Source organism: Bacillus altitudinis 41KF2b, from assembly GCF_000691145.1.
In the GTDB taxonomy this organism is placed as follows: Bacteria; Bacillota; Bacilli; order Bacillales; family Bacillaceae; genus Bacillus; species Bacillus altitudinis.
In genome coordinates, this window is sequence record NZ_ASJC01000001.1 from 45,708 (window position 1) to 70,605 (window position 24,898).

The window sequence follows — 24,898 nt, forward strand, 5'->3', positions numbered from 1 at the left end:
AAAAAAGCTCTTTCGTCAATATGAGAACTAAAGTGACAAAATTCGAAAGTGTCTTTACAGGTGCGATGTCTCTTTTTTAATCTCAGTTTGTAAATAACGTCGTCTTTTGTTGATATACTGTCGGATTAATTCTCGCTCTGAACGCAGCATGTCTTGTCGGTTTTTCGTATATGGATCATCTCCAATTCGCTGCTCAATCGAAGCATGCCATGTCTCAATGATGGGGAGAAGCCGTTTTTCTAAAAAATGTGTATCTAGTACGTGCTGGAAAAGGGCATAATAGTCTCTTTTAAATGCAGGGATGTCTAGTAATCTAGCGGTTAATGTATTGAAACCGCTGACTGGAATATAATCAAACGCCATTTCTTCTCCGTGAATATCACGACCCCAAGTCGCATCATAGTCCCAAGGCATTACTTGAAACCTTCCTTGATCATTCACATAAAGGGCATAGTTATGAACAAAGCCATCAAAATTTTGGGTACACACGACACCAATGAGCCAGCGGAAATATTGTGTCACATCAAGATACTGCTCAATCTTATTTGCAAACGTGTCGTCCCTTGCGGTGTTCAAAAAGTAAATAAATTCACTCAGCTGCTTGTCGTGTTCAGGAGTTCCCGTTTTTTTCTCATAACCGAGAAGAAGATGTTTTTTTGGCTTTTTATCAAATGAACTTAAAAGAGAGAAATTGGCGTCATCATCTACAGCATAATAAATGCCGCCACCATGCAGCTGTCGTTTTTGGAGGAACAGCTCATCTACAGATTCTATTTTTAAATATATGCCTTCTTTTCTTCCATTAATGGTCAGAAACACATGAGAAGCGGACGGGCTGAACACACCCATTTGTTCAAAGAAATAAAAAGACAGCCTGTTGCGAATGAAAGAAGGATCATTGTACTCTGCATTTAAGTGAAAAAGGGATTCGCCCTGTCTTTGCTTTGGTTTTCGATATTCAATTTGATAGGATTTTTTCTTGAGCTTTCGGATGTGTGATCCTCGGTATGAGGCATAAATATGTGACTTCGTTTGGCCGGTTTTCAGAATGGCCTCGACGGGTTCATCGTTCCATACGTCCTTTTTTAAATCCATGAGATCTTTTGGATGAATCCAGATATCCAGTTGTTTTAAAGGTTCTGTGTCCATGCGTTCATCACCCTCCTATATCTCCTCCACTATATGAAAATGAAGGAATGTCCTGTACCTGCTGGTAGGTATTCATGGAGTTTTCTAAGAAAGAGGCATTCGCCAAGAACACTTGTCTATCGAGTCTCGTAACATAAAGCAGAGAAGATAAACAGCTTTGTCTGTTTGTTTTGTCAGAGCACAGATTGGGAGGGGAATTGTTCGTGAGCACATTTGATCATTCGCATATTGAACATGCAGTTGATTCACTTCGAAGTGAGGGGCGTGATCATCACTTAGATCGTGAACCTGAATCGGGACATTCGCACAAATCATCTCGTTCTCGTCATTCAAATCGCCGTCACTGGTTCTTTGGTGGGGGAGGCTGCCGTAAGTCACATCGCAGCAAAAAAAGCCATAAAAGCTATCGCTCTAAAAAAAGTCGCTGCTCAAAGAAAAGTGTAAAGAGCGAGAAACCATGCAAAAGTAAAAAGTCGTATAAAAGCAAAAAGTCTTGCCGCAGCAAAAAGAGTGAACCAAAAAAATCATGCCGCAGCAAACACAGATCACATCATAAGAAAAGCTGCCGCAAATCACACCGCAGCCATCGATCTAAACGTTCTCATCACCATAAACGGAGTCACTCTTGCCGAAGATGCGGGAAGAAAAAACATCATTCCCGCCATCAAGGAAATGTTGATCGTAAATGGGATCAAGGGAATATGTGGGAGTATCGACGCTACCGCTAAATGTCAGGTCTTCATTTTTGAAACCCTTTTTAAAAGAGAGTATGATAAAAAAGGGTTTTTTTTATTTCGTAGAGAAATAAAAATGAGACATCATAATGTATTGAAATGAAGATTGTGAGGGGAAGACATGAAGTTTTTTACAGGTGAGATACATAACAGATTGTTTATCGGGGTCGTCATTGATGATGAATGGGTGATGGACGTCAAAAAGGCAGAAGCAAAACTATTTGAGCTAGAAACATTGCCAAACTCTTTATCTGAATGCATCAACATGGGGGACAAGTTTGTCGAACACGTCAAACAGCTTCTTGATTGGGCGGAGAAAAAAGAAGAAGACCGCGGCTCTTATGTCTATCCGCTTTCGGACGTGACACTCCATGCACCGATTCCAAAACCAACGAAAAACATCATGTGTGTTGGGAAAAACTATCAAGATCACGTCATGGAAATGGGAAGTGCGGCAGATATTCCTAAAGACGTGATGATCTTTACAAAGGCGCCTACCTCTGTTGTAGGGCATGAAGCGGACATTCTTCTCCATGAAGATGTGACAAGTGAATTGGATTACGAAGGGGAGCTTGCCATTGTCATTGGCAAAACAGGAAAGAATATTGCTCCTGAAGAGGTCCAAGATTACATTTTCGGTTACACCATTTTAAATGATATAACCGCAAGAGATTTGCAGAAAAAACACAAACAATTTTTCATCGGAAAAAGCTTAGATACAACTTGTCCAATGGGACCTTATATCGTTCACAAGTCAGTGATCGAGGATCATGGAGCACTCCATGTGGAAACAAAGGTAAACGGAGAGGTTCGTCAGTCTGCGAGTACGGAATTAATGATCTTCCCAATTGAAGACATTGTGTCAACTCTTTCAAAAGGGATGACGCTGGAAGCGGGAGACATCATTGCAACAGGTACACCTTCTGGAGTCGGCAAAGGTTTTGAACCGCCAAAATTTTTAGCCTCAGGCGATCAGGTTGAAGTAACAATTGAACCAATTGGGACGTTATCAAATCGCGTCAAATAAAGGCGTGTTGACACAGGATTGTCGCTTTGTGTTCGACTTATTTCGTGGTACGATGAGAAGGTAATTGTTCTGATAAAGGGGGAAATCACAAATGGGAACACATTTACATATTACAGCGTGGGTGCTAGGTATTATTCTATTTTTCGTTGCCTTTGCATTAGCAGGTAAAAACGATAAAGGCGCTAAAATTGTGCATATGATCGTACGCCTATTTTACTTGATTATTATTGCAACGGGTGTAGAGCTGTATGTTCGCACAGGAATGAAAATCCCGGGTTACGGGGGCGAGTATGTTGGAAAAATGATACTTGGTATTCTTGTGATTGGTTTCATGGAAATGGTCCTGGTACGCAAGAAAAAAGGAAAATCGGTGACGGGTGTATTCATTGGTTTTATCGTGGTTGCTATTGTGACCATTCTTCTCGGCTTACGTCTGCCGATCGGTTTCCATATCTTTTAAGATAAAAAGGGCATTGCTTATCAAAAGCAGTGCCCTTTTTATGTGAGATCAAACTGAGACATCAGCCGGTGACCGTCAGACGTCGTCCATTCCAATTGAACTTGATTTGCGTCCGAATGATGGTGGCATTGAAGGGCAAGTGATTGCATGTCTCCTGAAAACTGAAAAAAAGACACGCGATGAGAAGGATGGAAGGAAGAGAAGACACAATCATAGACGGAAAAGCCAAGCTGTTCTACATAGTCAATGATCTGATAAAAGACGCTTTCCGGTACGAACATGAGCAAATCAAGCCACCCTTTAGAAAGAGACGCTGTATATTGAATGCGTTCACCGCCTTTTACCTCCATCAACTTCCCATTCTCACAAAGAACGACAGACCCGAGCAATTCTCCTTTTGTCCATCGATCCTTTTCTTTCAAACAGATCATAGAACTTTGAAGGCTTTCAGGCATCATGATGTCTCCTTCTTCGTCTTCAATCAGACAATGACCGTTTTCCATCAGTAAGTATCCGTTACACCATTTTGGGTGGTTTTGCTGAAGATAGGTCATGCGGTTCTCCATTCGCAAAACCTCCTTTCCTCTTTCTTTTCTTACCAAATGAAGCTTGTCCTATACACAGGAGGAAAAAAGGACAAATCAACTATCAAGGAGACGATGCATAAACTAAGAAAGGCTAAATGAGAACACTTGATGAAAAACGGATGGGAGCTGATGATGATGTGTGGAATAACAGGCTGGGCAGACTTTAAAAAGCAGCTCATCCAACAGGATCATGTAATCAATCAAATGACAGATACATTATCTAAACGAGGGCCGGATGATACAAATACGTGGAAAAGTGAGCACGTTCTTTTCGGCCATAAACGGTTAGCCGTTGTCGATGTTGAAGGCGGAAAGCAGCCGATGACATATACCCATCAACACCATGATTATACGGTGGTATACAATGGAGAACTCTATAACACAGAGGATATACGAAAAGAATTATTCAAAAGGGGGCACCGCTTTCTTGGGCATTCTGATACAGAGGTTCTTCTTCACGCCTATACAGAATGGAAGGAAGAGTGTGTGACCCATTTTAATGGAATTTTTGCATTTGTCATTTGGGATAGTGAACGTGAATTATTATTTGCAGCGAGAGACCGGCTCGGTGTTAAGCCATTTTTCTATACAGAACGTCATCATTCCTTTTTGTTTGGCTCAGAAATCAAAGCACTTCTGGCTCATCCTGAAATGAAAGCCAAAGTGGATCATGAAGGGTTATCAGAAATCTTTGGTTTAGGGCCGTCTAGAACACCAGGGCAAGGCGTATTTAAAGGGGTGAAAGAGCTGAGACCTGCTCATGCTTTAACCTTCTCAAAAGATGGTTTGCGTGTGTGGAGGTACTGGAATGTCAAAAGCAAGCAGCATACAGATTCGCTTGATGACACCGCTCAGCACGTGAAGGAACTCTTTACGGATGCTGTTACAAGACAGCTCGTCTCTGATGTGCCTGTATGTACGTTTTTATCGGGCGGTGTGGATTCTAGTGCCATTACGGCCATTGCCGCCAAGCACTTTGAGAAAATAGGGAAAGCCCCGCTGCATACGTATTCCGTTGATTACGACGGAAATGATCAATTCTTTGAAGCAAGTCAATTTCAGCCCAATGCTGACGGGCCGTGGATTGATCGAATGACCAAAGCGTTTCAAACGAATCATCACAGCTGTATCATCGGGCAAAAAGAGCTGGCTTCTTATTTAAAAGAAGCGGTTGAAGTGCGAGATTTGCCGGGGATGGCAGATATTGATTCTTCCTTACTATGGTTCTGCCGAGAAATTAAAAAGGATTTTGTTGTCGGTTTATCAGGTGAATGTGCAGATGAAATTTTTGGAGGTTACCCATGGTTTCACATGGCAAGCGAAACCAATGGATTTCCGTGGATGAGATCAACGGAAGCACGCATTCAGCTTCTTCAAGACTCATGGCAAAAGAAATTATCACTGAAGGAATATGCGCAAAGCAAATATGAAGAAACCGTGGCAGAAACCCCTCTTTTAGATGGGGAAACTGGAGTAGATAAAGCCCGAAGAGAACTTTTTTACTTAAATATGATTTGGTTTATGACAACACTGCTGGATCGAAAAGATCGTATGAGCATGGGTGCGAGCCTTGAGGTACGTGTACCATTCGCAGATCATCGTCTTGTTGAGTATGTATGGAATATTCCTTGGGAAATGAAAATGTATGGAAATCGGGAAAAAGGGGTTTTGAGAAAAGCATTAGAGGGAATTTTACCGAATGAAGTGCTTTATCGCAAGAAGAGCCCTTATCCGAAAACACATCATCCTGCTTATACTCAGGCGGTAAAAGAGATGTTAACAGATTGTCTCGCGCAAAAGGATTCTGTGCTTCATGAATTTTTAGATCCACATCAATTAAAACAGCTGATTGAAACAGAAGGGGCTTCTTTCCAGGTTCCTTGGTATGGTCAGTTAATGAAAGGCCCACAGCTCATTGCCCATTTGGCACAGATTCATCATTGGTTTGAAACATATCGAATTGATATAGAAGCATAACAAAGGGTCGGCTTTCTTGCACTTGTTGAAAGGAAGTCGGCTTTTTTGCTACATAACATGAGACTTTTAGAGCACATCAAAAGTTGATCTAACCGCTTCAATTTGTATAATTAACTTAAAGTGAATTAATTTGGAGGAAAAAGGATAATGAAAATCATTGTGATCGGAGCAGGACCAGGGGGACTTGCAGCAGCTATGATGTTGCAAAGCAAAGGACATGATGTTCATATATATGAAAAACAGTCCTTTGTTGGCGGACGTAACTCTAAGTTTCAACTTGGTGATTTCACGTTTGATACAGGTCCTACTTTTCTCAGTATGATTCATATTGCAGAGGAACTATTCACCTTTGCCGGTAAAAATCTCTATGATTATATAGATGTGATTGAATTAAAAGAAATGTATAGGTTAATCTTTCAAGATGAGAAGCTTGATATGATTCGAGATCGAGACGAAATGTACAAACGACTAGAAGCCTTTGCACCTGGTGAGGGCGAAGGGTATGTACGTTTTATGAATGATACAAAACGAAAAATGGATCGCCTAACGCCGATTCTACAAAGTAAAATGGATCGTTTCCATCATTATTTGCGTCCAAAGGTCATCAAAGCACTTCCTCAGCTCTCATTAAATAAAAGCTTATATGATGTGCTGTCGGATTATTTCTCAAATGAATCAGTGAAATATGCCTTTACATTCCAATCAAAATATTTAGGGATGTCACCTTGGGAATGCCCAGGAGCGTTCTCAATTCTTTCCTTTATGGAGCATGACACAGGCGTTTATCATCCGAAAGGCGGAGTGAATCAGCTGTCAGAAGCGATGGCAAAGGCAGCTGTTGAATCTGGGGCTACCCTTCATCTATCAACTGGAGTTGAGAAGTTGCTGACGGAAGGCACGAAAGTGAAGGGCATTCGCTTAGAAACCGGTGAAGAAATACAGGCAGATGAGGTCGTCGTAAATGGTGATTTTGCACACGTGATGACAAAGCTTGTAGAGCCGGGTCTTTTAAAGAAATATAGCGAGAAGAAACTGAAAAAGAAAAAATTCTCATGCTCCACCTTTATGCTGTACCTAGGTTTAGATACGATATATGATGAGCCGCATCATACCATCGTTTTTTCCGATGACTATGCGAAGTTCGTCAAAGAGATTACGAAAACCTTTGAGCTGCCGGATGATCCGTCCATTTATATTCAAAATGCAAGTGTGACAGATGATTCGCTTGCGCCAAAAGGCAAGTCCGCTCTTTATGTGTTAGCACCCGTTGCCAATAATCAAAGCGGTATTGACTGGGAAGCGCATCAAGAAGAATTTAGAGAGCTTGTGCTGGATACACTGGAGCGGAAAACGGGCTTTAAGAATATCAGGCAGCATATTGAAGTCGAGCGGATGATCACGCCGAAGCATTGGGAAGAAGAGCTGTACGTGTATGAAGGAGCTACATTTAATCTTGGTCACCAGTTGACGCAGATGATGGTACTCAGGCCGCATAATGAATTTGATGAGTTGAAACACTGCTGGCTCGTTGGTGGAGGAACCCACCCAGGCAGTGGATTGCCAACCATTTTAGAATCAGCGCGTATTACGACAAATGCGATTCTGTCAAAAGAGAAACATACGCATAAAAGAGTGCCACATCAAGAAAAGGGGAGCGCCTCATGAAAAAACATATATTGATTGCTGGCGGCGGTATTGGCGGAATGATCTCAGCCCTCTATTTAAAAAAAGCTGGACATGATGTCACCCTTGTTGAAAAAAATGAACGGCTCGGCGGGAGACTTGCTTTTGTACGTGAGAAAGGATATAAAGTAGATGAAGGTCCGACCATTGTCCTACTTCCTGATATGTTAAAAGGCATTTTACATGACGTAGGCATTGATGAAACATCTCTTGATCTCTTGCAGCTCGATCCGCTGTATACGATCCACTATCAAGATGGAACTTCCTATACGAAATACTCTGATACACGGCGACAACTAGAAGAAATTAAACGTGTATTTCCAAAGGAAGAACAGGGATATTTAACATTTATGCAAGAAATGACGGATCGGTTTCAAGAAGGGCAGGAAGCTTTTCTAGAAAAATCATTTCATGAAAAACGAACCTTTTTTACAAAAGCGAACATGAAGATTTTAATGAAATTAAAAGCATATCGAACCGTTCAAAGTTCTCTCAAAAAATATTTTTCGGATGAGCGCCTCCGAGATGCATATGCACTTCAAACCCTCTATGTCGGAGGAAATCCGTATGAAGCTTCTGCCATTTATTCGCTTGTTTCATATAGTGAGCACGCACACGGAATTTACTATTTAAAAGGCGGATATGCGAGTTTAGTAGATATATTGGAGAGACAGCTCTTAAAGACGGGTGTACACATAAGAAAAAGTGAAGAAGTCGCACAATTTGAGTTTGAGGGGAAACGTGTGGTCAAGGCAAAAATAAATGATGAGCACATAGCAGCTGATGCATTTGTGATGAACGGAGATTATCCAGCGGCGTTAAAACAGCTTGGTTTAGGTGAACAAGACCGGCGTAAATACGTTCCATCCTCCGGCTGCGTGATGGTGTATCTAGGGTTAAACAAAGTATACGATGAAGCACCTGTTCATCAATTTTTCATGGGAGAACACTTTGATCAGCATATGAGAGAGGTGTTCCAAACGAAAACGATACCTCAAGATCCATCATTTTATACGTTTAATCCATCGACCATCGATCCATCCCTTGCCCCAGAAGGCAGCAGTGTCCTATATATGCTCATTCCTGTTCCATCAGGAGATCACATCAACTGGGAACAAGAGACAGACTTTGTGGATAAAATGGTGGAGCGTCTTGAGAAAAGAGGCTTTCCACAGCTGCGAGAGGCGGTTGTCTGGCAAAAGGTGAGAACACCGAATGATTCAATGCGAGAAGGATTGTTTGAAGGCGGCAGCTTTGGACTCGCTCCTAATTTGTTTCAATCAGGTGTGTTTCGCCCGCAAGTAAAGGTTGCAGATGTAGACAATCTATATGCGGTAGGTGCTTCCATCCATCCCGGCGGCGGGGTACCGATCGTGATGCAAAGTGCAAAGCTCATGGCTTCTGTACTGCTTAAAGAGCTGAACAACAGAAAGGAAGTGAAGCTAAGTGGTTGATGTGCAAACAGCATTGAAAATATGTGAAGAGACCATTCAAACACATTCAAAAACGTTTTATCGTGCCTTTTCCATGCTACCTAAAAAGAAAAGACAGGCTGTTTGGGCCGTATATTCTTTTTGTAGGAGAGCGGATGACATTGTAGATGAGTCTCCTTCACCAAAGGAAGAACTGGCGTCTTTTCAGGAGGCATTTAATCGTTTCTTGCAAGGAGAAGTAGATCGTGATGATCCAATGTGGGTGGCGCTGGAGTATACATTTCAACAGTTTCGTATGGATGAATCCCCATTCCGTGACCTGCTGCGAGGACAGGAGATGGATTTAGAGCAGCATCGATATGAAACGTTAGATGAACTGCTCATCTATTCCTATCATGTCGCAAGTACAGTTGGATTAATGCTGCTTCCGATCATTGCACCGCGTAAAAAAGAACAGCTAAAAGAAGCTGCGATCTCCCTTGGGATTGGCATGCAGTTGACCAATATTCTTCGAGATATTGGTGAGGATAAGGCGGAAAGGAACCGCATTTATTTGCCAAAACAAGTCATGGATCAATTTGGGTATACAGAGCAAGAATTACAAGAAGGGATCGTCAATCAAGCCTTCCAGCACGTATGGGAATATATTGCTTTTGAGGCAGAGGCGTACTATGAGGAATTTTTTGACCATCTCCATGAATTCCCACTTTATTCAAGGATACCAGTGAAAGCAGCTGCTCACTTTTATAAGGCTATTCTAGATAAAACTAGAGAAAACGAATACCGCGTCTTTACGAAGCGGTCATATATTTCAACACAAGAAAAAGCACTTATTTTAGAAGATATTACGTAATGAAAAGAAGACAAAGGGGTAAAATAAAGTTCGTTTTAGCCCTTTCAGCGTGTAGACAAACCCTCGCATTCGGTGTCAGTCCTGCGCTTCGGTGCTCACGAATGTTAAATTCGCTCCGCGCCGATGCTCGTCCTTCCTAGGGCTGCAAAGGTTTTCTATCACGCTGAAAAGAAGACAAAGGGCTAAAATAAAGTTCATTTTAGCCCTTTGTCAACAATCTGAAAGGACTGCACCCGCAGTCCTTTTTATGTGGAAGTAAATCGATAATCCGTCCACACCCTTGAACGCCACCGCCTATACATGAAGATACCTCTTACCCATTCATCCACGATAAAAGAAATCCAAACTCCGATCAGGCCCATCTCAAGTTGAATGCCTAATAAATAAGCGATTGGAAGGCCGATGCCCCACATTGAAATCATCGCCATATAGACTGGAAACTTCGCGTCACCAGCTGCCCTCAAGGAGTTGATGATGACCATATTAAAAGAACGTCCAGGCTCTAAAATAATCGTCAATATGAGGAGGAGGCTCGCTATTTGAATGATCTCACTGTTGCTAGTGAAAAAAGTAAGTAAATGCGTCGATGATAAAGATAAAGCAGTAGAAGAAAGAAGTGAGATGGCAATGGCCCAGTATAAGCTTTTCATGCATCTTCGATAGGCCGCATCAAATTCTTTCGCCCCGATCAGGCGCCCAATTAAGATTTGCGTTCCTTGGCTAATGGCGGCACCAAATAACATAATGAACATCATCAAATTCTGGGTATAGACTTTTGCTGCCAGTGCTTGCGTGCCCATAAATGTGATAAACAGCGTAATAATCATTTGAGAGCCATTATAAGAAAGCTGTTCTCCAGCAGAAGGAATGCCGATTTTTAGCAGTTTTTTTAAATGCGTTCGCTGGATGTAAAACATTCGCTTGAATGAAAACCGCAATCCAATGCGGTGTCGAACAATGAGAATCATGGCTGTTAGACCGATCAACCGTGCAAATGATGTGGAAAGAGCAACACCCATGACACCTAATACAGGGAAGCCAAATGGTCCAAAGATGACCAAATAATTACCAGCAACGTTTAACAGATTCATACCGATGGTGACATACATCGTATCTCTCGTGAATCCATAGCTTTTTAAAATAGCACTATAGGTCATAATGAGCGCCTGAATAAAAGAAAGCAGGCCGACAATCTGTAAAAAGACGGTTGCATCTGGCATGAGCTCGCTAGATAATCCCATCATATGCAGGATGGGCACAGCTAACACAAACATAAGAAGACTGATCACAAAGCTAATGAGGAAGTTGGTGCCTAGTGATACATAGGCAACTTGGGTCGCTTCCTGCTTGCGGCCAGCTCCTAAAAGCTGCGCAATGACAATCGTCGTCCCAGTCGTAATGAAGCTGAACATCACAATCAATAGATTTAATAGCTGATTACTAACCCCTACTGCGGCAACACTATTGTCAGAATACTGGCTGAGCATCAGTGTATCTGCGCTGCCCATCAGCATATATAAAGAGATTTCGATAAAAATAGGCCAAGTTAATGCAAATAATGAAGGGTGGGATTTTTCACTTTTGGCTTGAACCTTTTGTATTGTCAGTGCTTGAGGTTTCATCACATCACCTTCTTTCGTATAAATCCGATTTATAGTGTACCTTGCATCGACTATAATAAGAAGAGATGAAACCGAAACTTATTGGAGAAATCCGACTTCATAAGGGGATGAATATGGGTCCGTTTATTACATTTACTGTACCGCCATTTCCAGTCTATATTGCTTCAGGCAAAGGTGTATTCCACCCAGGAGAACGACATATCTCCAGAATTTTCACCGTATTTGATCTTCTTTATGTCACAAAAGGTGAACTGTGGATCACAGAAGACGAGGTGCCTCATCACGTAAAAGAGGGAGAATATATCATCTTATCACCGGGACTTGCCCATGGTGGACATCTGCCATGCAAAGAAGAAACACTTTATGAGTGGCTGCATTTTTCAATTGATTCATTTGAGTTTACAGATCGGCCGAGAGAACACTGGTTTGACATGAAGCAAAATCAAGCCACTTTTGAAAAAGCAGCAAGCTATGAATTTCGTCTGCCCCGAAAAGGAAAAGTGAAAGGGGGAAGCGTGCTACAGAAGCATCTTTCAGCGATGCGCGTTTTAAATGATGATGCGTCTGAACTTCAGCTCAAAAAGCAGCTTCAATTTGAGGAAATGCTCATTCATTTACAAAAAGAAGCATTTCATATTCCAAGTGCAAAGGAGACTGTCGCTTCAGAAGTAGTTCACTATCTTGAACGTCATTTTACGCAAAAATTACAGATGGAGAAGCTGGCAGAGATTCTTCATTATCATCCTGATTACATGACAAGGTGCATGCAGACCGTGTACGGACTGACGCCGAGCCAGTACATCAATCGACTCAAAATTGAAAAAGCCAAAAGCCTGCTTGCTTCAACGAATGAAAAAATAGCTCTCATTGCAGAACATGTAGGCATTGATGACCCTACTTATTTTTCAAAGCTGTTTCGGCAAAATGAAGGCATGACGCCTATCGAGTATCGTCATCTTGCTAAAAGAACGACAAAGTAAAGGAACGTGAACAGATGAAAGGAAAAAAAGAAGAGATTGTGAGCATACGTCCATTAGACGAAACCGATTTAGAAGTGGTATGGCATTTAAGGTTTAAAGCACCAGATCAGGCCTATCGAAAGTGGAATGCTCCGTATTTTATTGAACATGACATATCGCTTGCTGCATTTAAAAAACGCTATTTACAGGATGATTCTGTCCTGCCAAAACTATTTGGCATTGATGTCGGAGGTGAATTAAAGGGCACAGTTTCTTATTATTGGGAGAATGAACGCACACGCTGGCTGGAGTGTGGGATTCTTATTTATGACTCACGTTTTTGGAATGGGGGCGTTGGTACAAAGGCATTGCGTCTATGGATCGATGAACTCTTTTCACACATTGATATCCCACGCATCGGTCTGACCACCTGGTCTGGAAATGAACGCATGATGCGTTGCGCAGAGAAATGCGGGTTTATCCTTGAGGGAAGACTGCGTAAGGTTCGTTACTATCAAGGGGAGTATTATGATTCGATGCGGTATGGGATGCTGAGAGAAGAATGGCAAAGCCTTCCGAATCATTCATTTGAATAGTTGTTTTTAAGATTAGGAAAAAAGTATAGTAAGATTCAATAAATTGAAAAAGAAGGGTGGCGGATGAATGTGAAATGGATTACAGGTTGGTTTGTATCCATATTAGTCGCAATCTACCTATTCGTTGATGCACCAAAACACGGGAAAAATAAATGGTTATGGGCCATCTTAGGTCTTTTACTCGGGCTCTTCACACTTGGAATATATCTCATTCAAACAGGAAGAAAAGGGTTGGGCTGGACAGTACTGGTTGTGTCCATTTTCATCTATGCGATTGCCATCCTCGTCTTTGTCTTGTACTTTCTCATGCTGGTCTTCGGGTACTCCAACGCAAATTAGAGAGTACGGCTGTGGTGATTTGTTTCACTTCAAGTTGCTACCGATTGATGGTTTGATGGCGCCAAAGCATCTTAGGATCAATGGTGATGGGGCTCGGCATGATGATCCTCATGTTTATCCATCTTATTTTATCTCATGTGGCTCACTGCTTTGATCAAGTAAGTCCTTCATAAAGAAGGGCTTTTTTCTTTTATTTTTTGGGCAGGGACACCTGCAATGACAATCCGTTCTTCATAAAAGGAGCGATTCACTACAGCATTTGCTCCGATGGAAATATGATTCGCAATATAAATGTTTCCAAACAGTTTAGCGCCAGGGCCGATCCATACATGATCTCCGATGACGGGCACATCTTTTTCATGATGGTTTTGACCGATATTCACACCTTGATGAATATCACAAAACGCTCCGATTTTGGCATGCTTGTTCACAATCAACAGCCCAGTATGGTTGATTCTGAGCCCAGGTCCAAATACACCAATTGGGATATCAAAGCCAAGCTGCATGCCTTTCTTTTTATGTAAGTAACGATAAAACCATTTGCGTAACGTAGCACCGCTATTCGTATAGTACTCATATTTTCGTAAATATCTTTGATATTTCCAAATATCATCCCCAAGCCACTTTGGTCTTTTTCGATTGATGGCAAGTGCTTTCTGATCTTGTGCCAAGTAGTGGTGAAGGTCATGCTTCGTTAAAATCATCAGATCTCCCTCGATTCCCTTTCATTTCAGAGAAATTATACCATCATAACCATTTATATCAAGATAAAATAACGTTCATTTTTTGTTTTACTGCATTCATTTCATTCGGCCGTCCCGTATCAAACAAGGGAGCTACAACGAATAGAGCAAAAGAACCAGGAGAATTGTTTTGTAATTTTTTTCAATATTTTTCATACTCAAACGTTACATCGCCCTTATGGCTGTAGATGTTTGTAAAAAATACACGAAATTACTCGTTAAAAAGAGAATATAGCATTCATATGCTTTTAGAATCATCTTTTTGAATACAATTGACTTTCGTATCTTACATCCTCTAGGCTAGTAAATGAAAATGATAATCTTTATCAATTGGAGGAGTGTTTTATTATGTCCATCAAAACCGTTTCTAAAAATCAGCAATTTTTAGAGCAACAAAGTCAAAGAGAATCTAATGCAAGGTCTTACCCGAGACGGTTCCCATTAGCCATGCAAAAAGCCGAAGGTATGATCGTGACAGATGCAGATGGTAGAGAATTTTATGACTGCCTAGCAGGTGCAGGAACACTTGCCCTTGGTCACAATCACCCGGTTGTTATAGATGCTATTGAACGTATGCTTCATGAAAAAAGACCGTTGCATACGCTGGACATCACTTCAGAGATTAAAGAAGAATTTGTGAATGAGATTTTTTCTCACTTGCCAGAAGAGTTTGCAAAAAGAGCAAAAATTCAATTTTGTGGACCAACTGGTGGTGATGCTATAGAAGCAGCAATTAAATTAGTCAAGACAGCGACGGGAAATCGTTCCATTCTATCATTCCACGGAGCATATCATGGTGCTACACATGGCACGATGTCATTAAGCGGCAACTTATCGCCAAAAGAAAAAGTACAAGGATTAATGCCAGATGTTCACTTCCTGCCTTATCCATATGAATACCGCTGCCCATTTGGAATCGGCGGTAAAGACTCACATCGCATTTCCAGTTCTTATATTGAGCGTGTATTAAATGATCCTGAGAGTGGAATTCTCCCGCCAGCAGGCATGATCTTTGAAGCGGTGCAAGGGGAGGGCGGCTCCATCCCGGCATCAATTGAATGGATACAAGAAATGAGACGAATCACAAAAGAAAAAGGAATTCCACTGATTATTGATGAGGTTCAATCAGGCATCGGCCGAACGGGTAAGATGTTTGCCTTTGAACATGCTGGTATTGTGCCAGATGTCATTGTGTTATCAAAAGCAATTGGGGGAAGCCTGCCACTATCAGTTGTGATTTATGACAAAGACTTAGATCAATGGAATCCAGGTGCGCATATTGGCACGTTTAGAGGAAATCAAATGGCGATGGCAGCTGGAACTGCTACGCTTAAATTTATAAAAGAAACCAATCTGCTTGATCATGTAGAAGCACTTGGTCAGCGTATGCAGGCCAATCTAAAAGACATTCAAAAACAAGTGCCTGCTCTCGGTGATGTGCGAGGAAGAGGATTAATGATTGGTGTTGAAGTTGTGAATCCAGATGAGAAACAGGATGTGGACGGCAGTTATCCAGCAAATCCAGAGCTAGCCAGTCTCATTCAAAAGAATTGTTTTGATAAAGGCTTAATTGTGGAGACAGGAGGCCGTTTTGGAAGTGTGATTCGATTCTTACCGCCTTTGATCATGACAGAAGAACAGCTTGAAAAAGTCATCACGATTTTTAAAGAGGCAGTTTACGATGCAGTCAACTAAACCATCTGTCGATTCATTATTTATTCAACAAAGCCAGCTTGGGAGGGAGTCCTTCCAAGCGGCACTCTACACATCCATCGATAGCTTACTGGCAGAGTGGCAAACAAGCAGAGGACCGTATAGCGGAATATTGCCTGGGAAATTAGCGGCTCATGTCGAATCGTTATTCCAGATTCAACCGGCTGGTGAATCCATTGAGTCTGTTTTTCAAGATATAAAAAATCACCTTTTACCGCATTTAGTGGATGTGTCACATCCTAAATGCCTGGCACATTTGCATTGCCCACCTCTTATCCCTGCTCTGGCAGCAGAGGTGATCGTAAGTTCCTTTAACCAATCAATGGATTCCTTTGATCAAAGCGGCATTGCATCTTTGGTTGAGGAGGAAATCCTCAAGTGGTTATGTGAAAAGTTTTCTTATGGAGAACGAGCAGATGGGACCTTTACGAGCGGTGGAACCCAATCTAACTACATGGGACTGCTTTTAGCAAGAGATGCATTTTGCGAAAACACTTGGCAATGGAATGTACAGCAGAAAGGGTTGCCGAGCGAGGCAAATCGTATGCGGATTCTTTGCTCCAAGAATGCCCACTTCACTGTAAAAAAATCAGCATCTCAGCTAGGTTTAGGTGAACAGGCTGTTGTGTTAGTTGAGACAGACGAACATCACCGAATGGACCTGCATGATTTGCAGAAGAAGCTTATGGAGCTTAAGGAGCAGGATTTGCTTCCATTTGCAGTCGTGGCGACTTGCGGGACAACTGATTTTGGCAGTATTGATCCTGTACGTGACATATATGACATGGTGAAGCCTTTCGGTTTGTGGATTCATGCAGATGCTGCCTATGGAGGAGCGCTTGTATTAAGCAAAACCTTCCGAGGAAAATTAGATGGCATCGAGCTGGCTGATTCGATCACGATTGACTTTCATAAGCAATTTTATCAGCCGATCTCCTGCGGGGCATTTTTACTAAAGGATAAAAGACATTTTGGTTTGATTGATTACCACGCAGATTATCTCAATCCAAAGGAAGATGAACTGGAAGGCATTTTGCATCTCGTGAATAAATCTGTTCAGACGACGCGCCGGTTTGATGCGCTAAAACTCCTTCTCTCTCTGCGTATGATTGGAGAAGAAGGATTTGCAAGTATCATTGACCATACCATCCATTTTGCGAAAGATGTGGCTACGTTGATTGAGAAAAATGAGCATCTTGAGGTGATCAATCCTGATCCAGAAATCAATGCAGTCGTGTTCCGTTTTATGGATGATCATCAAGCAGAGGACATCAATAAAATCATTCATCGCACACTTTTCCAAACAGGAACGGCTGTCGTAGCAAAAACAGTAGCCGATGGTCAAACATGCTTAAAATTCACTTTGTTAAATCCGAGAACGACTATTACACATATTGAGGAAATCCTTTCTGACATTGTTGATATCGGGATCGTTCATATTCAATCCGGGAGGGTACTACGTTGAGTCAATATAAACAAATGGCTGAAAATGCAACGATGCAAAGCTTTTTAAACTGTTTTTTACGTGAAACAGGAATTGATCGATCTGCAAAGAAAGAGACAAAAGCAGACGGCTCACTTGTATTTGTAGCAGCATTAGCAAAACAAGATCTTGAGCTTGTCATTCCGATTCGATATTTTTCGCCTGTAGGCCGTCATCTCTTTGATTTTCCCGTTCGCTTTCGCCCGCAAGGCAGTGAGCAACAGGGAACGATCATCGATTACACCACACTTGTTGCTTTATGTTCAAAGGAACTTCTCATTGAATATGGCCGCACAGATGCAGAGGATGAGTTCATGCTTCGCATCATTTTAAGCTGCCGGAATATTGAACGATTCATCAGAGAGAGAGAAGGTGATCGAGCAGCTCTTTCTTCAGCTGATTTTGAATATATCGAAGCGGAGCAGTCACTCCTTCTTGGGCATTTAACGCATCCTACACCAAAAAGCAGACAAGGAATGACAGAAGAGGAGGAAGCTATTTATTCTCCTGAGCTGAAAGGCTCTTTCCAGCTTCATTACTTTAAAGCACATCCGTCAATTGTGCTTCAGGATTCTTCAATTTCACAGTCTGCGGCAAGTCTCATGTTTGAGGAGCTCATGCGCCAGATGCCAGAAGAAAAAGAGAGACTGACGACGTTAACAGAAGGCGGTCAATATGTCCTGATTCCGATTCATCCGCTACAAGTCCAAGTGGTCATGGAGAAAGCGTTCGTCAAGCGTTATATAGAGGACGGGATGCTGACGTATTTAGGGCCGCTAGGATCTGAATACACAGCGACATCTTCCTTTAGAACGGTCTATCAAAAAGACTCTGCGTACATGCTTAAATTCTCTGTCCCTGTAAAGATCACAAACTCTTTACGCGTTAACAAACAAAAGGAACTTGATCGCGGAGTTGAGATGTCTCGTATCTTAAAAACAGAATTAGGCGTTTCTTTATATGACAAATTCTCTGGATTCCGTGTGATTGAAGATCCTGCGTATCTATCTATTCAAGGGGATGAGGCGGAATCTGGCTTTGAAGTCGTCATTCGTCAAAATCCATTTTTGCATCATGAAAAAGGGGCAAGCTTAATTGCAGGGCTATGTCAGGATCATGCATACGGAGAAAAATCACGCCTTTCAGGCATTATTCATGAATTAGCAGACGCTGAAGGCAGATCAACAGAAGATGTCAGCCGTGATTGGTTCACACAATATTTATCGATTTCGTTAGAGCCGATGCTTTGGTTGTTTGAAACGTATGGTCTTGCCCTTGAAGCCCATCAGCAAAATGCTGTCGTACAGCTAAAGAATGGATATCCGCACACATTCTATTATCGTGACAACCAAGGCTACTATTATAGCGAATCGAAAAAGGATCAGCTTGCGAAGCTTGTTCAAAACTTAAGCGTCAGAAGTGAAACCATTTGTGCAGACGATGTAGCGGTTGAGAGACTGCGTTACTATTTCTTCTTTAATCATTTGTTTGGTCTTGTGAATGGTTTTGGTACAGAGGGGCTTGCACAAGAAGAAGATTTATTAGCCCTGATTAGAGACACACTGCTTGCGCATGAAGAGACATATGGTGCATCTGAGCTGACGAACAGTCTTCTCCGGTCACAGGAGCTGCCTTCAAAAGCGAACTTACTCACGCGGTTTGAAGATATGGATGAGCTGACGGGTTCTTTAGAAACGCAATCCAGGTACACGTCTGTGTTGAATCCGCTCTTTTTACATAAGGAGGCGTTGATTGGATGAGGCATCGAATTGGGTTCATTCGCGCTGAATATGAACGGGACGTCCAGCTTGTCCACAAGTGGATGCAAGAAGAGTATGTCCACCCATTTTGGCATTTGAATATTCCATTTCCTGCTTTTGAAAAGCACTTTTATCAGGCCATTCATGATCCGCATCAAACCCTTTATTTAGGAACCATTGATGGCACGCCGATGAGTTATTTTGAAGCATACAATGTGAAAGGGGATATCATTGAATCGTACTATGAGCCTTCTCCGCATGATCAAGGCATTCACCTGTTAATTGGAGAGCCAGATTATGTAGGGAAAGGATTTGCGGCTCCGCTGCTTCAAGCCATGACAGCATTTCAGTTTGAGCAGAACAAACGAACAGAAAAAATCGTGGCTGAGCCAGATATTCGGAACGAAAAAATGATTCATGTCTTTGAAAAGTGTGGATTCGAACGTGTGAAACCAGTTACTTTACCAGATAAAACAGGTCTTTTGATGTTTTGTCATCGAGATCGATTTGAAAGGAAGTATAACCATGACGCGGTTCAACAAGCAAAATAATGTAGTGGATGTCATTGGGATTGGCATTGGACCATTTAACCTAGGGCTTGCTGCATTATCTGAAGAAGTAGATGAAATTGACGCTTTGTTTTTTGAAAGAAGTGAAGCGTTCCACTGGCATCCAGGTATGCTCATTGAAGGGACAACACTTCAGGTCCCCTTTTTAGCGGATCTTGTCAGTATGGCGGATGTGAAAAGCAAATATAGCTTTCTCAACTATTTGCAGGAACAAAACCGTTTGTATTCATTTTACTTTCTAGAAGACTTCCATATCCCGCGCAAGGAATATAGCCATTATTGCCGCTGGGTCGCGGATCAATTAGATTCTTGCCAATTTGGCATGAATGTCGAATCTGTCTCTATCGTTGAAAAAGCTGGAGAAAAACGATATGAAGTGCATGTCCGTCATGTGAAAGATCAAACGGTAGAGGTGTTTGAAAGTAAGCATCTTGTTTTAGGTATCGGTACACAGCCTGCGGTACCAGCATCTCTTCAGCCAGCTTTAGGGGATCGGGTGTTTCATTCTGCTGATTACTTGAAACGAAAGAAAGAAGGCTGTTTTAAAGGAAAATCCGTGACGGTCATCGGTTCTGGTCAAAGTGCGGCAGAAGTATTCTATGACATTTTATCAGACGATGAGGCGAAGGATATTCATTGGTTTACACGCTCTAAAGGGTTTTTCCCAATGGAATATTCAAATTTGGGTCTTGAGTATTTCTCTCCAGACTATATTGATTTCTTTTATGAGCTTCCGCAGCCTAAAAAAGATGCGCTATTAAAGCAGCAAGATTTGCTGTATAAAGGCATCAGCTCAGCGATGATCCGAGATATTTATCACTTGCTTTATGAACGTTCTGCTTGCGGAGAGCAGCTGAACACCGTGCTGCAGGCGATGACGGAGGTCAATTTGATTGAGGAAACGAGGGACGGCTTATCGCTTTCATGCAATCAATGGGTCAAAGAGGAATCCTTTACGCATGAGACAGACATTGTCGTTTTGGCAACGGGCTATCAATCTGTATTACCGCCATTTATTGATCCGATTTCCCATCATATTCAGTGGGATCATCAAGGACGCTTCCAGGTTGAACGTGAATATCGATTGAAAACAAATACATTAGGTGAAAATGATATTTTTGTACAAAATGCAGAGCTTCATACACATGGAGTAGGCGCACCAGATTTAGGGCTAGGGGCGTACCGAAACAGTGTCATTATCAATGAACTGGCTCGTCGACCTGTGTATCCACTTTATCAAAAGCATGTTTTCCAGACATTCGGTACACATAAACACGCAAATACATTTGAAGAAATCAAAGGGTAAGGAGGATGAACCGATGAGTGTACAAGATGAATTGAAAAAAGCGGTCAATCCTGCTGCTTGGAAAAAAGCAAACCAGCGAATGGTGGCAAAAATGCTGTCCGAATATATGTATGAGGATATGCTTCATCCCGTTCAACTAAATCATCAGGATGGCATCGCCCAATATGAATTAATCATTCACGAACAGAAGAAATATCGTTATCTCGCAAAACCTCGTTTGTTTGATAGTTTTGATACGATTGCTGAATCGATCGAGTGCTGTCAAGACGGAACATGGACAAAGGATGTTAGTGCCATTGTGTTTTTACTAGACATTCAGCCAATCATCCCAATGTCTTCTGAAACAACTGGCCATCTGATCAAAGAGCTTCACCATACCTTGTTAGCGGATGTTCATTTGCTGTCGAAAAAAGCACTTCGTGCAGATGAGTTAACGGATACAGATTACGCATGGATTGAAGGCGAGATGACGGGTCATCCTTGGATCGTCTATAACAAAGGGCGTATTGGATTCAGCTACGATGATTACTTAGCCTATGCACCTGAAAGGCAGGAATGTGTGCAGCTGTCTTGGATTGCTGTTCACCGAGAACTTGCGACATTCCATGCGGTCGATCATGAGAACTATGAGCACATCATTGCCAAAGAATTAGATGAAGTCACGATTCGTCAATTCCAACGTGTGTTAAAGGATGAAGGGCTAAATGCGGCTGATTATTATATGATGCCTGTTCATAAATGGCAGTGGACGCATATGATCATCCAGCATTTCCCCGAAGATTTGGCCATGCGCCGTATCGTGTATTTAGGAGAAGGGCTGGATCAATATATTCCACAGCAATCGATCAGAACCTTTACGAACATCTCAAATAAAGGCAAGCATCATATTAAACTGCCAATGAGTATTTTAAATACGCTAGTGTACCGGGGGCTCCCATCAGAACGTACAGTTATTGCGCCACGTATTACAGCGCATATTAAAGGAATTGCCGATCAAGACGCCTTTTTATCCGATGTATGCCGCGTGATTTTACCAGGTGAGAATGCGAGTATCAATGTTGATCATCCTTATTACAGCAAGCTACCTGGTGCGCCATATCAATACCTTGAAATGCTTGGGGTCATTTTTAGAGAAAGCATTTATACGTATTTAGATGAAGGGGAGAGCCCTGTTACGCTGGCGGCACTGACTTATGAGGATCATGAAGGCGAGCCTTATCTAAAGCAGCTCATTGAAAAATCGGGTCTGTCAGCAAAAGAATGGATGGCGTCATTCTTCCATGTTGTCATGCCGCCGCTTCTGCACTTTATGTATCAATATGGCACGGTGTTTTCACCGCACGGACAAAATACAATTCTTGTATTAAAAGATCACAAGCCGCATCGTTTGGCCATCAAAGATTTTGTTGATGATGTGAACATTAGTGATCAACCGCTGCCTGAATTGGCTTCATTAGAAGAAGATCTAAAGGAAGTGCTGCGTAGTGAGCCGCCTGAGGGTCTTGTACAATTTATTTTTACGGGCCTGTTTATTTGCAATCTTCGTTACGTGTCAAACGTGTTAGACAATCACAATCTGTTAGATGAAACGACGCTTTGGCGCTTGCTTGCAGAAGAAATTCAGCAGTATCAAAAGCAATTTCCACAGCTAAAAGATCGTTTTGCTTTATTTGATCTATTCCAGCCTCAGCTGACAAAGCTTTGCTTAAACCGTAATCGCATGATTGATTATGGCTATGGAGATGGAGATGACCGGCCGCATGCATCAGAGCATGGCAAGGTCACAAATGCACTCGCTCAAGTTCTCTCATCCGTAGGCGAAAAGTAAATAAGAAAAGCTGTAGACAACATCTGTCTACAGCTTTTTGATTTTTTAAGAAAATGCTTGTGAGGCCAGGAAATAGAGAAGCGCAGGATCGTTCTGCTTTTCGTTCCCGCGAATCATCATAAAATGTGCGACGTTTGTTTTCGTAAATCCTGCTTCTACAAGTGATGCATGCAGGCGTTCAGCTGTTTCTTCCTGCATATCTAAACGAAAGGCGCCAGAATAAGACGTGAGAAGTGATTGAATGAGTGATAGCGCCGTTTGTTCATCGTTTGCTGCAAGCGGGCCAATCATCAGATTAGCTGGTGTTTCCACACCAAACGCGAAGCCGGTGATTTCGTGGTGTTCATCCTTTGCGATCAGTTTAAATGCTGCTCGCTCCATTCGCTTTATTAAGAAGTTTGATCGATTGGTCCCTGCGCCTTTTTCATCCAGCCTTTCAATAGACGGGAGGTGCGTTTCATCAGCGGGAAAAAGATGAATCTGATGTGACACGTGAAGCGCACTAGGATTTGTTTTTTGTGCTTTGTATGTATGAATATAACCGGCTGTCTGAAAGCCGATTTTTTCATAAACTGGCTGTCCTTGTACAGTAGCCGTTAAAACGACAGGGACACTTGGATCACTATGACGAAGCAGTGTGTCAATCATTTGACGGGCAAGACCGAGGCCTCGATGTGTCTCAGATACAATGACCGCTCCAATTGATGCCACTCTGTCATATTGAAAAAGTCCTGCGCATGAAATGACTTGTCCGTCAGTTGTTGTAAAACCGGTAAAATGTCCATTTGTTAAAAGAGATGTGAGCTCTTCCGCATTGTAATCAGGCCAGTCGACCTCTTTTGACAATGCGACAAGGTCTGGTATGTCATCAAGGGTTAAAGATCGTTGAATAACGTTTGGCAATACACGCAACTCCTTCTTAGCTGATTTCTCTATATGTATCGTACCATAAGAACGCATAAGAAAAAGGAAAAGGGGATACCTTTTCCTTCACCGTGTAGACAAACTCCGTTTTGGTGCTCCCTTTTCCTTTTGTATAGTTTAATAATTGAGGTCACGGTTGTATTCATATTCAAAGGTGAGCTGTAAGTTCTTAATTGAGACAACGCCTACTTTGATTAACCGTCCACCGATCAATTGAGGAACCTCGGTTGCATTAAAAGAAACAAAAAAGCGGTCTTTTGCCGGCACTTGACTTGTTTTATAAGAAGAGATGTCAACTTTTTGACCGTTCCAAGGTACGTTCACTGTTCCGCCTTTTAAGGAAGAGACGGTGAATACATAATTATATGCATTTGTACTACCTTTTTCAGCTTCTAATGACAGTCCAGTGACAACGGCATCCTGCGGCAAGCTGCTTAAATCAAAAGAAGAATTGGGAGATCCGGCTTCATTGAAACTATTCAATGTGGCAGGTGATCCATATCGTTTCGTTGTGCCCTTTTCAATACTTTTATCAAAGACAATACGATACATGTTGTCCTCTTCATTTAATAATTGCTTTGGTTTGACGGCTAAATAGTAGTCAGTACTGGCGGCAATTTTCGGCATATGGATGATTTCATTTTGGTTGTTTGTTCGCACAGAGGAAGACACGAGTGACCCGCTCTGATTGTAAAGATAAAGATCGAAATCATTTCCAGCTTTCACATTGACGAGTTTGATAGAAAAGCGGCCATCTGCTCCATCAAATTTAGAGCTGGTAAACCGATAAAAATCAATGTCATTCATAGAAGAGATACTGCCTTCGTGATATAAATAGGTCTTGTTTAGATGAAGAGAGTGCTGTAAAAATTGAGCTTTGTCCATCGTATCATTGTTTGCATAATCACTGTCTGGATACAGATGCTCCAATTCTTCTGTATAATATGTTGTTTGTTTCGTAGACGTTTCACTTGCTTGAGCAGGTGATTGGAAAAGAGGGCTAGCGATAAAGAGGCCTGTAAGCAATAAAACCCCGATCTTCTTTTTGAACATGACAAACATCTCCTTTTAAGTAAATGACTTTCATTTATAATATCGGTAAATAAACTTAATTTTTCATATTTATTCCATTTTTATTTATAAAAAGAACCTC

The 24,898-nt window shown here is 41.8% G+C and carries 22 protein-coding genes and 1 pseudogene; 17 read left to right on the plus strand and 6 right to left on the minus strand.

Going from position 1 to position 24,898, the window contains the following annotated elements; all coding sequences use genetic code 11:
• Window positions 1-54: 54 nt before the first annotated feature.
• Window positions 55-1,149 (minus strand): CotH kinase family protein, encoded by a 1,095-nt coding sequence (locus tag BA79_RS00225; RefSeq protein ID WP_035700208.1) that lies wholly within the window; start codon window positions 1,147-1,149, stop codon window positions 55-57.
• A 203-nt stretch (window positions 1,150-1,352) separates the two neighbouring features.
• Here BA79_RS00225 and BA79_RS19985 point away from each other — a divergent pair.
• The 4 genes and pseudogenes from BA79_RS19985 to BA79_RS00240 form a co-directional block, all read left to right on the plus strand.
• Window positions 1,353-1,403, plus strand: a pseudogene (locus tag BA79_RS19985) (hypothetical protein); the annotation flags it as partial.
• A gap of 256 nt (window positions 1,404-1,659) precedes the next feature.
• Entirely contained in the window at window positions 1,660-1,986 is a 327-nt protein-coding gene (locus BA79_RS00230) for a hypothetical protein (protein ID WP_035700210.1), read from the plus strand.
• Window positions 1,987-2,004: 18 nt separating this feature from the next.
• Window positions 2,005-2,910 carry a fumarylacetoacetate hydrolase family protein gene (locus BA79_RS00235; RefSeq protein WP_035700212.1) on the plus strand — a complete coding sequence of 302 codons (906 nt, stop codon included), beginning with the start codon at window positions 2,005-2,007 and terminating at the stop codon, window positions 2,908-2,910.
• Window positions 2,911-3,001: 91 nt separating this feature from the next.
• Window positions 3,002-3,370, plus strand: a complete 369-nt coding sequence (locus BA79_RS00240; protein WP_007499115.1) for a YisL family protein — start codon at window positions 3,002-3,004, stop codon at window positions 3,368-3,370.
• Between the two features lie 38 nt (window positions 3,371-3,408).
• On the opposite strand, the gene BA79_RS00245 is transcribed toward BA79_RS00240, so the two are convergent.
• On the minus strand, window positions 3,409-3,936 hold the full coding sequence (locus tag BA79_RS00245) for a DUF2777 family protein (RefSeq protein WP_025207116.1): 528 nt from the start codon (window positions 3,934-3,936) through the stop codon (window positions 3,409-3,411).
• A gap of 156 nt (window positions 3,937-4,092) precedes the next feature.
• On the opposite strand from BA79_RS00245, the gene asnB reads away from it, so the two are divergent.
• The 4 genes from asnB to BA79_RS00265 all read left to right on the plus strand — a co-directional run bounded on the left by asnB (window position 4,093) and on the right by BA79_RS00265 (window position 9,903).
• Complete coding sequence (gene asnB, locus BA79_RS00250; protein ID WP_024720029.1) at window positions 4,093-5,934, plus strand: asparagine synthase (glutamine-hydrolyzing); 1,842 nt, start codon at window positions 4,093-4,095, stop codon at window positions 5,932-5,934.
• A 147-nt stretch (window positions 5,935-6,081) separates the two neighbouring features.
• Window positions 6,082-7,599 carry a phytoene desaturase family protein gene (locus tag BA79_RS00255; RefSeq protein ID WP_035700215.1) on the plus strand — a complete coding sequence of 506 codons (1,518 nt, stop codon included), beginning with the start codon at window positions 6,082-6,084 and terminating at the stop codon, window positions 7,597-7,599.
• Window positions 7,596-9,071, plus strand: coding sequence for a phytoene desaturase family protein (locus BA79_RS00260; RefSeq protein WP_035700218.1), 1,476 nt, complete (start codon window positions 7,596-7,598; stop codon window positions 9,069-9,071). The genes BA79_RS00255 and BA79_RS00260 overlap by 4 nt, the downstream gene beginning before the upstream one ends.
• Window positions 9,064-9,903 carry a phytoene/squalene synthase family protein gene (locus BA79_RS00265; RefSeq protein WP_035700220.1) on the plus strand — a complete coding sequence of 280 codons (840 nt, stop codon included), beginning with the start codon at window positions 9,064-9,066 and terminating at the stop codon, window positions 9,901-9,903. Before BA79_RS00260 ends, BA79_RS00265 begins: the two co-directional genes overlap by 8 nt.
• A gap of 245 nt (window positions 9,904-10,148) precedes the next feature.
• Here BA79_RS00265 and BA79_RS00270 read toward each other — a convergent pair whose 3' ends face one another.
• A complete protein-coding gene (locus BA79_RS00270; RefSeq protein ID WP_035700223.1) occupies window positions 10,149-11,525 on the minus strand; it encodes an MATE family efflux transporter in 1,377 nt (458 codons plus the stop codon).
• A gap of 113 nt (window positions 11,526-11,638) precedes the next feature.
• On the opposite strand from BA79_RS00270, the gene BA79_RS00275 reads away from it, so the two are divergent.
• From BA79_RS00275 to BA79_RS00285, 3 genes are all read left to right on the plus strand, one after another.
• The gene (locus BA79_RS00275; RefSeq protein ID WP_035700225.1) at window positions 11,639-12,505 is read left to right on the plus strand and encodes an AraC family transcriptional regulator; all 867 of its coding nucleotides are present in this window, start codon (window positions 11,639-11,641) and stop codon (window positions 12,503-12,505) included.
• 14 nt (window positions 12,506-12,519) lie between these two features.
• Window positions 12,520-13,080 (plus strand): GNAT family N-acetyltransferase, encoded by a 561-nt coding sequence (locus BA79_RS00280; protein WP_035392472.1) that lies wholly within the window; start codon window positions 12,520-12,522, stop codon window positions 13,078-13,080.
• 63 nt (window positions 13,081-13,143) lie between these two features.
• Complete coding sequence (locus BA79_RS00285; protein ID WP_035700228.1) at window positions 13,144-13,419, plus strand: hypothetical protein; 276 nt, start codon at window positions 13,144-13,146, stop codon at window positions 13,417-13,419.
• A gap of 167 nt (window positions 13,420-13,586) precedes the next feature.
• Here the strand turns inward: BA79_RS00285 and BA79_RS00290 are convergent, their stop codons facing one another.
• Window positions 13,587-14,123, minus strand: a complete 537-nt coding sequence (locus tag BA79_RS00290; RefSeq protein ID WP_035700230.1) for a serine O-acetyltransferase — start codon at window positions 14,121-14,123, stop codon at window positions 13,587-13,589.
• A 387-nt stretch (window positions 14,124-14,510) separates the two neighbouring features.
• On the opposite strand from BA79_RS00290, the gene BA79_RS00295 reads away from it, so the two are divergent.
• From BA79_RS00295 to BA79_RS00320, 6 genes are read left to right on the plus strand one after another with little or no spacing between them, the layout of a single operon-like run.
• A complete protein-coding gene (locus BA79_RS00295; protein ID WP_008348573.1) occupies window positions 14,511-15,857 on the plus strand; it encodes an aspartate aminotransferase family protein in 1,347 nt (448 codons plus the stop codon).
• Window positions 15,844-17,340 carry a pyridoxal phosphate-dependent decarboxylase family protein gene (locus tag BA79_RS00300; protein ID WP_035700233.1) on the plus strand — a complete coding sequence of 499 codons (1,497 nt, stop codon included), beginning with the start codon at window positions 15,844-15,846 and terminating at the stop codon, window positions 17,338-17,340. Before BA79_RS00295 ends, BA79_RS00300 begins: the two co-directional genes overlap by 14 nt.
• Window positions 17,337-19,118: an IucA/IucC family protein gene (locus tag BA79_RS00305; RefSeq protein WP_035700236.1), complete on the plus strand. Its 1,782-nt coding sequence runs from the start codon at window positions 17,337-17,339 to the stop codon at window positions 19,116-19,118. The genes BA79_RS00300 and BA79_RS00305 overlap by 4 nt, the downstream gene beginning before the upstream one ends.
• Window positions 19,115-19,669 (plus strand): GNAT family N-acetyltransferase, encoded by a 555-nt coding sequence (locus tag BA79_RS00310; protein ID WP_007499091.1) that lies wholly within the window; start codon window positions 19,115-19,117, stop codon window positions 19,667-19,669. The genes BA79_RS00305 and BA79_RS00310 overlap by 4 nt, the downstream gene beginning before the upstream one ends.
• Entirely contained in the window at window positions 19,644-20,993 is a 1,350-nt protein-coding gene (locus BA79_RS00315; protein ID WP_035700238.1) for a lysine N(6)-hydroxylase/L-ornithine N(5)-oxygenase family protein, read from the plus strand. The genes BA79_RS00310 and BA79_RS00315 overlap by 26 nt, the downstream gene beginning before the upstream one ends.
• Before the next feature lie 13 nt (window positions 20,994-21,006).
• Window positions 21,007-22,821, plus strand: a complete 1,815-nt coding sequence (locus tag BA79_RS00320; RefSeq protein WP_035700240.1) for an IucA/IucC family protein — start codon at window positions 21,007-21,009, stop codon at window positions 22,819-22,821.
• A 45-nt stretch (window positions 22,822-22,866) separates the two neighbouring features.
• Here the strand turns inward: BA79_RS00320 and BA79_RS00325 are convergent, their stop codons facing one another.
• Together BA79_RS00325 and BA79_RS00330 are read right to left on the minus strand one after the other, a co-directional pair.
• Window positions 22,867-23,724: a GNAT family N-acetyltransferase gene (locus BA79_RS00325; protein ID WP_035700242.1), complete on the minus strand. Its 858-nt coding sequence runs from the start codon at window positions 23,722-23,724 to the stop codon at window positions 22,867-22,869.
• 138 nt (window positions 23,725-23,862) lie between these two features.
• Complete coding sequence (locus tag BA79_RS00330; protein WP_017360193.1) at window positions 23,863-24,798, minus strand: hypothetical protein; 936 nt, start codon at window positions 24,796-24,798, stop codon at window positions 23,863-23,865.
• Window positions 24,799-24,898: the final 100 nt, after the last annotated feature.

What these genes read in the sequence shown, in the direction of transcription:
- BA79_RS00225 (WP_035700208.1), bottom strand. Translation starts at nt 1,149, where the DNA reads ATGGACACAGAACCTTTAAAACAACTGGATATCTGGATTCATCCAAAA.
- BA79_RS00235 (WP_035700212.1), top strand. Translation starts at nt 2,005, where the DNA reads ATGAAGTTTTTTACAGGTGAGATACATAACAGATTGTTTATCGGGGTC.
- BA79_RS00240 (WP_007499115.1), top strand. Translation starts at nt 3,002, where the DNA reads ATGGGAACACATTTACATATTACAGCGTGGGTGCTAGGTATTATTCTA.
- BA79_RS00245 (WP_025207116.1), bottom strand. Translation starts at nt 3,936, where the DNA reads ATGGAGAACCGCATGACCTATCTTCAGCAAAACCACCCAAAATGGTGT.
- asnB (WP_024720029.1), top strand. Translation starts at nt 4,093, where the DNA reads ATGTGTGGAATAACAGGCTGGGCAGACTTTAAAAAGCAGCTCATCCAA.
- BA79_RS00255 (WP_035700215.1), top strand. Translation starts at nt 6,082, where the DNA reads ATGAAAATCATTGTGATCGGAGCAGGACCAGGGGGACTTGCAGCAGCT.
- BA79_RS00260 (WP_035700218.1), top strand. Translation starts at nt 7,596, where the DNA reads ATGAAAAAACATATATTGATTGCTGGCGGCGGTATTGGCGGAATGATC.
- BA79_RS00270 (WP_035700223.1), bottom strand. Translation starts at nt 11,525, where the DNA reads ATGAAACCTCAAGCACTGACAATACAAAAGGTTCAAGCCAAAAGTGAA.
- BA79_RS00275 (WP_035700225.1), top strand. Translation starts at nt 11,639, where the DNA reads ATGGGTCCGTTTATTACATTTACTGTACCGCCATTTCCAGTCTATATT.
- BA79_RS00280 (WP_035392472.1), top strand. Translation starts at nt 12,520, where the DNA reads ATGAAAGGAAAAAAAGAAGAGATTGTGAGCATACGTCCATTAGACGAA.
- BA79_RS00285 (WP_035700228.1), top strand. Translation starts at nt 13,144, where the DNA reads ATGAATGTGAAATGGATTACAGGTTGGTTTGTATCCATATTAGTCGCA.
- BA79_RS00290 (WP_035700230.1), bottom strand. Translation starts at nt 14,123, where the DNA reads ATGATTTTAACGAAGCATGACCTTCACCACTACTTGGCACAAGATCAG.
- BA79_RS00295 (WP_008348573.1), top strand. Translation starts at nt 14,511, where the DNA reads ATGTCCATCAAAACCGTTTCTAAAAATCAGCAATTTTTAGAGCAACAA.
- BA79_RS00300 (WP_035700233.1), top strand. Translation starts at nt 15,844, where the DNA reads ATGCAGTCAACTAAACCATCTGTCGATTCATTATTTATTCAACAAAGC.
- BA79_RS00310 (WP_007499091.1), top strand. Translation starts at nt 19,115, where the DNA reads ATGAGGCATCGAATTGGGTTCATTCGCGCTGAATATGAACGGGACGTC.
- BA79_RS00315 (WP_035700238.1), top strand. Translation starts at nt 19,644, where the DNA reads ATGACGCGGTTCAACAAGCAAAATAATGTAGTGGATGTCATTGGGATT.
- BA79_RS00320 (WP_035700240.1), top strand. Translation starts at nt 21,007, where the DNA reads ATGAGTGTACAAGATGAATTGAAAAAAGCGGTCAATCCTGCTGCTTGG.
- BA79_RS00330 (WP_017360193.1), bottom strand. Translation starts at nt 24,798, where the DNA reads ATGTTCAAAAAGAAGATCGGGGTTTTATTGCTTACAGGCCTCTTTATC.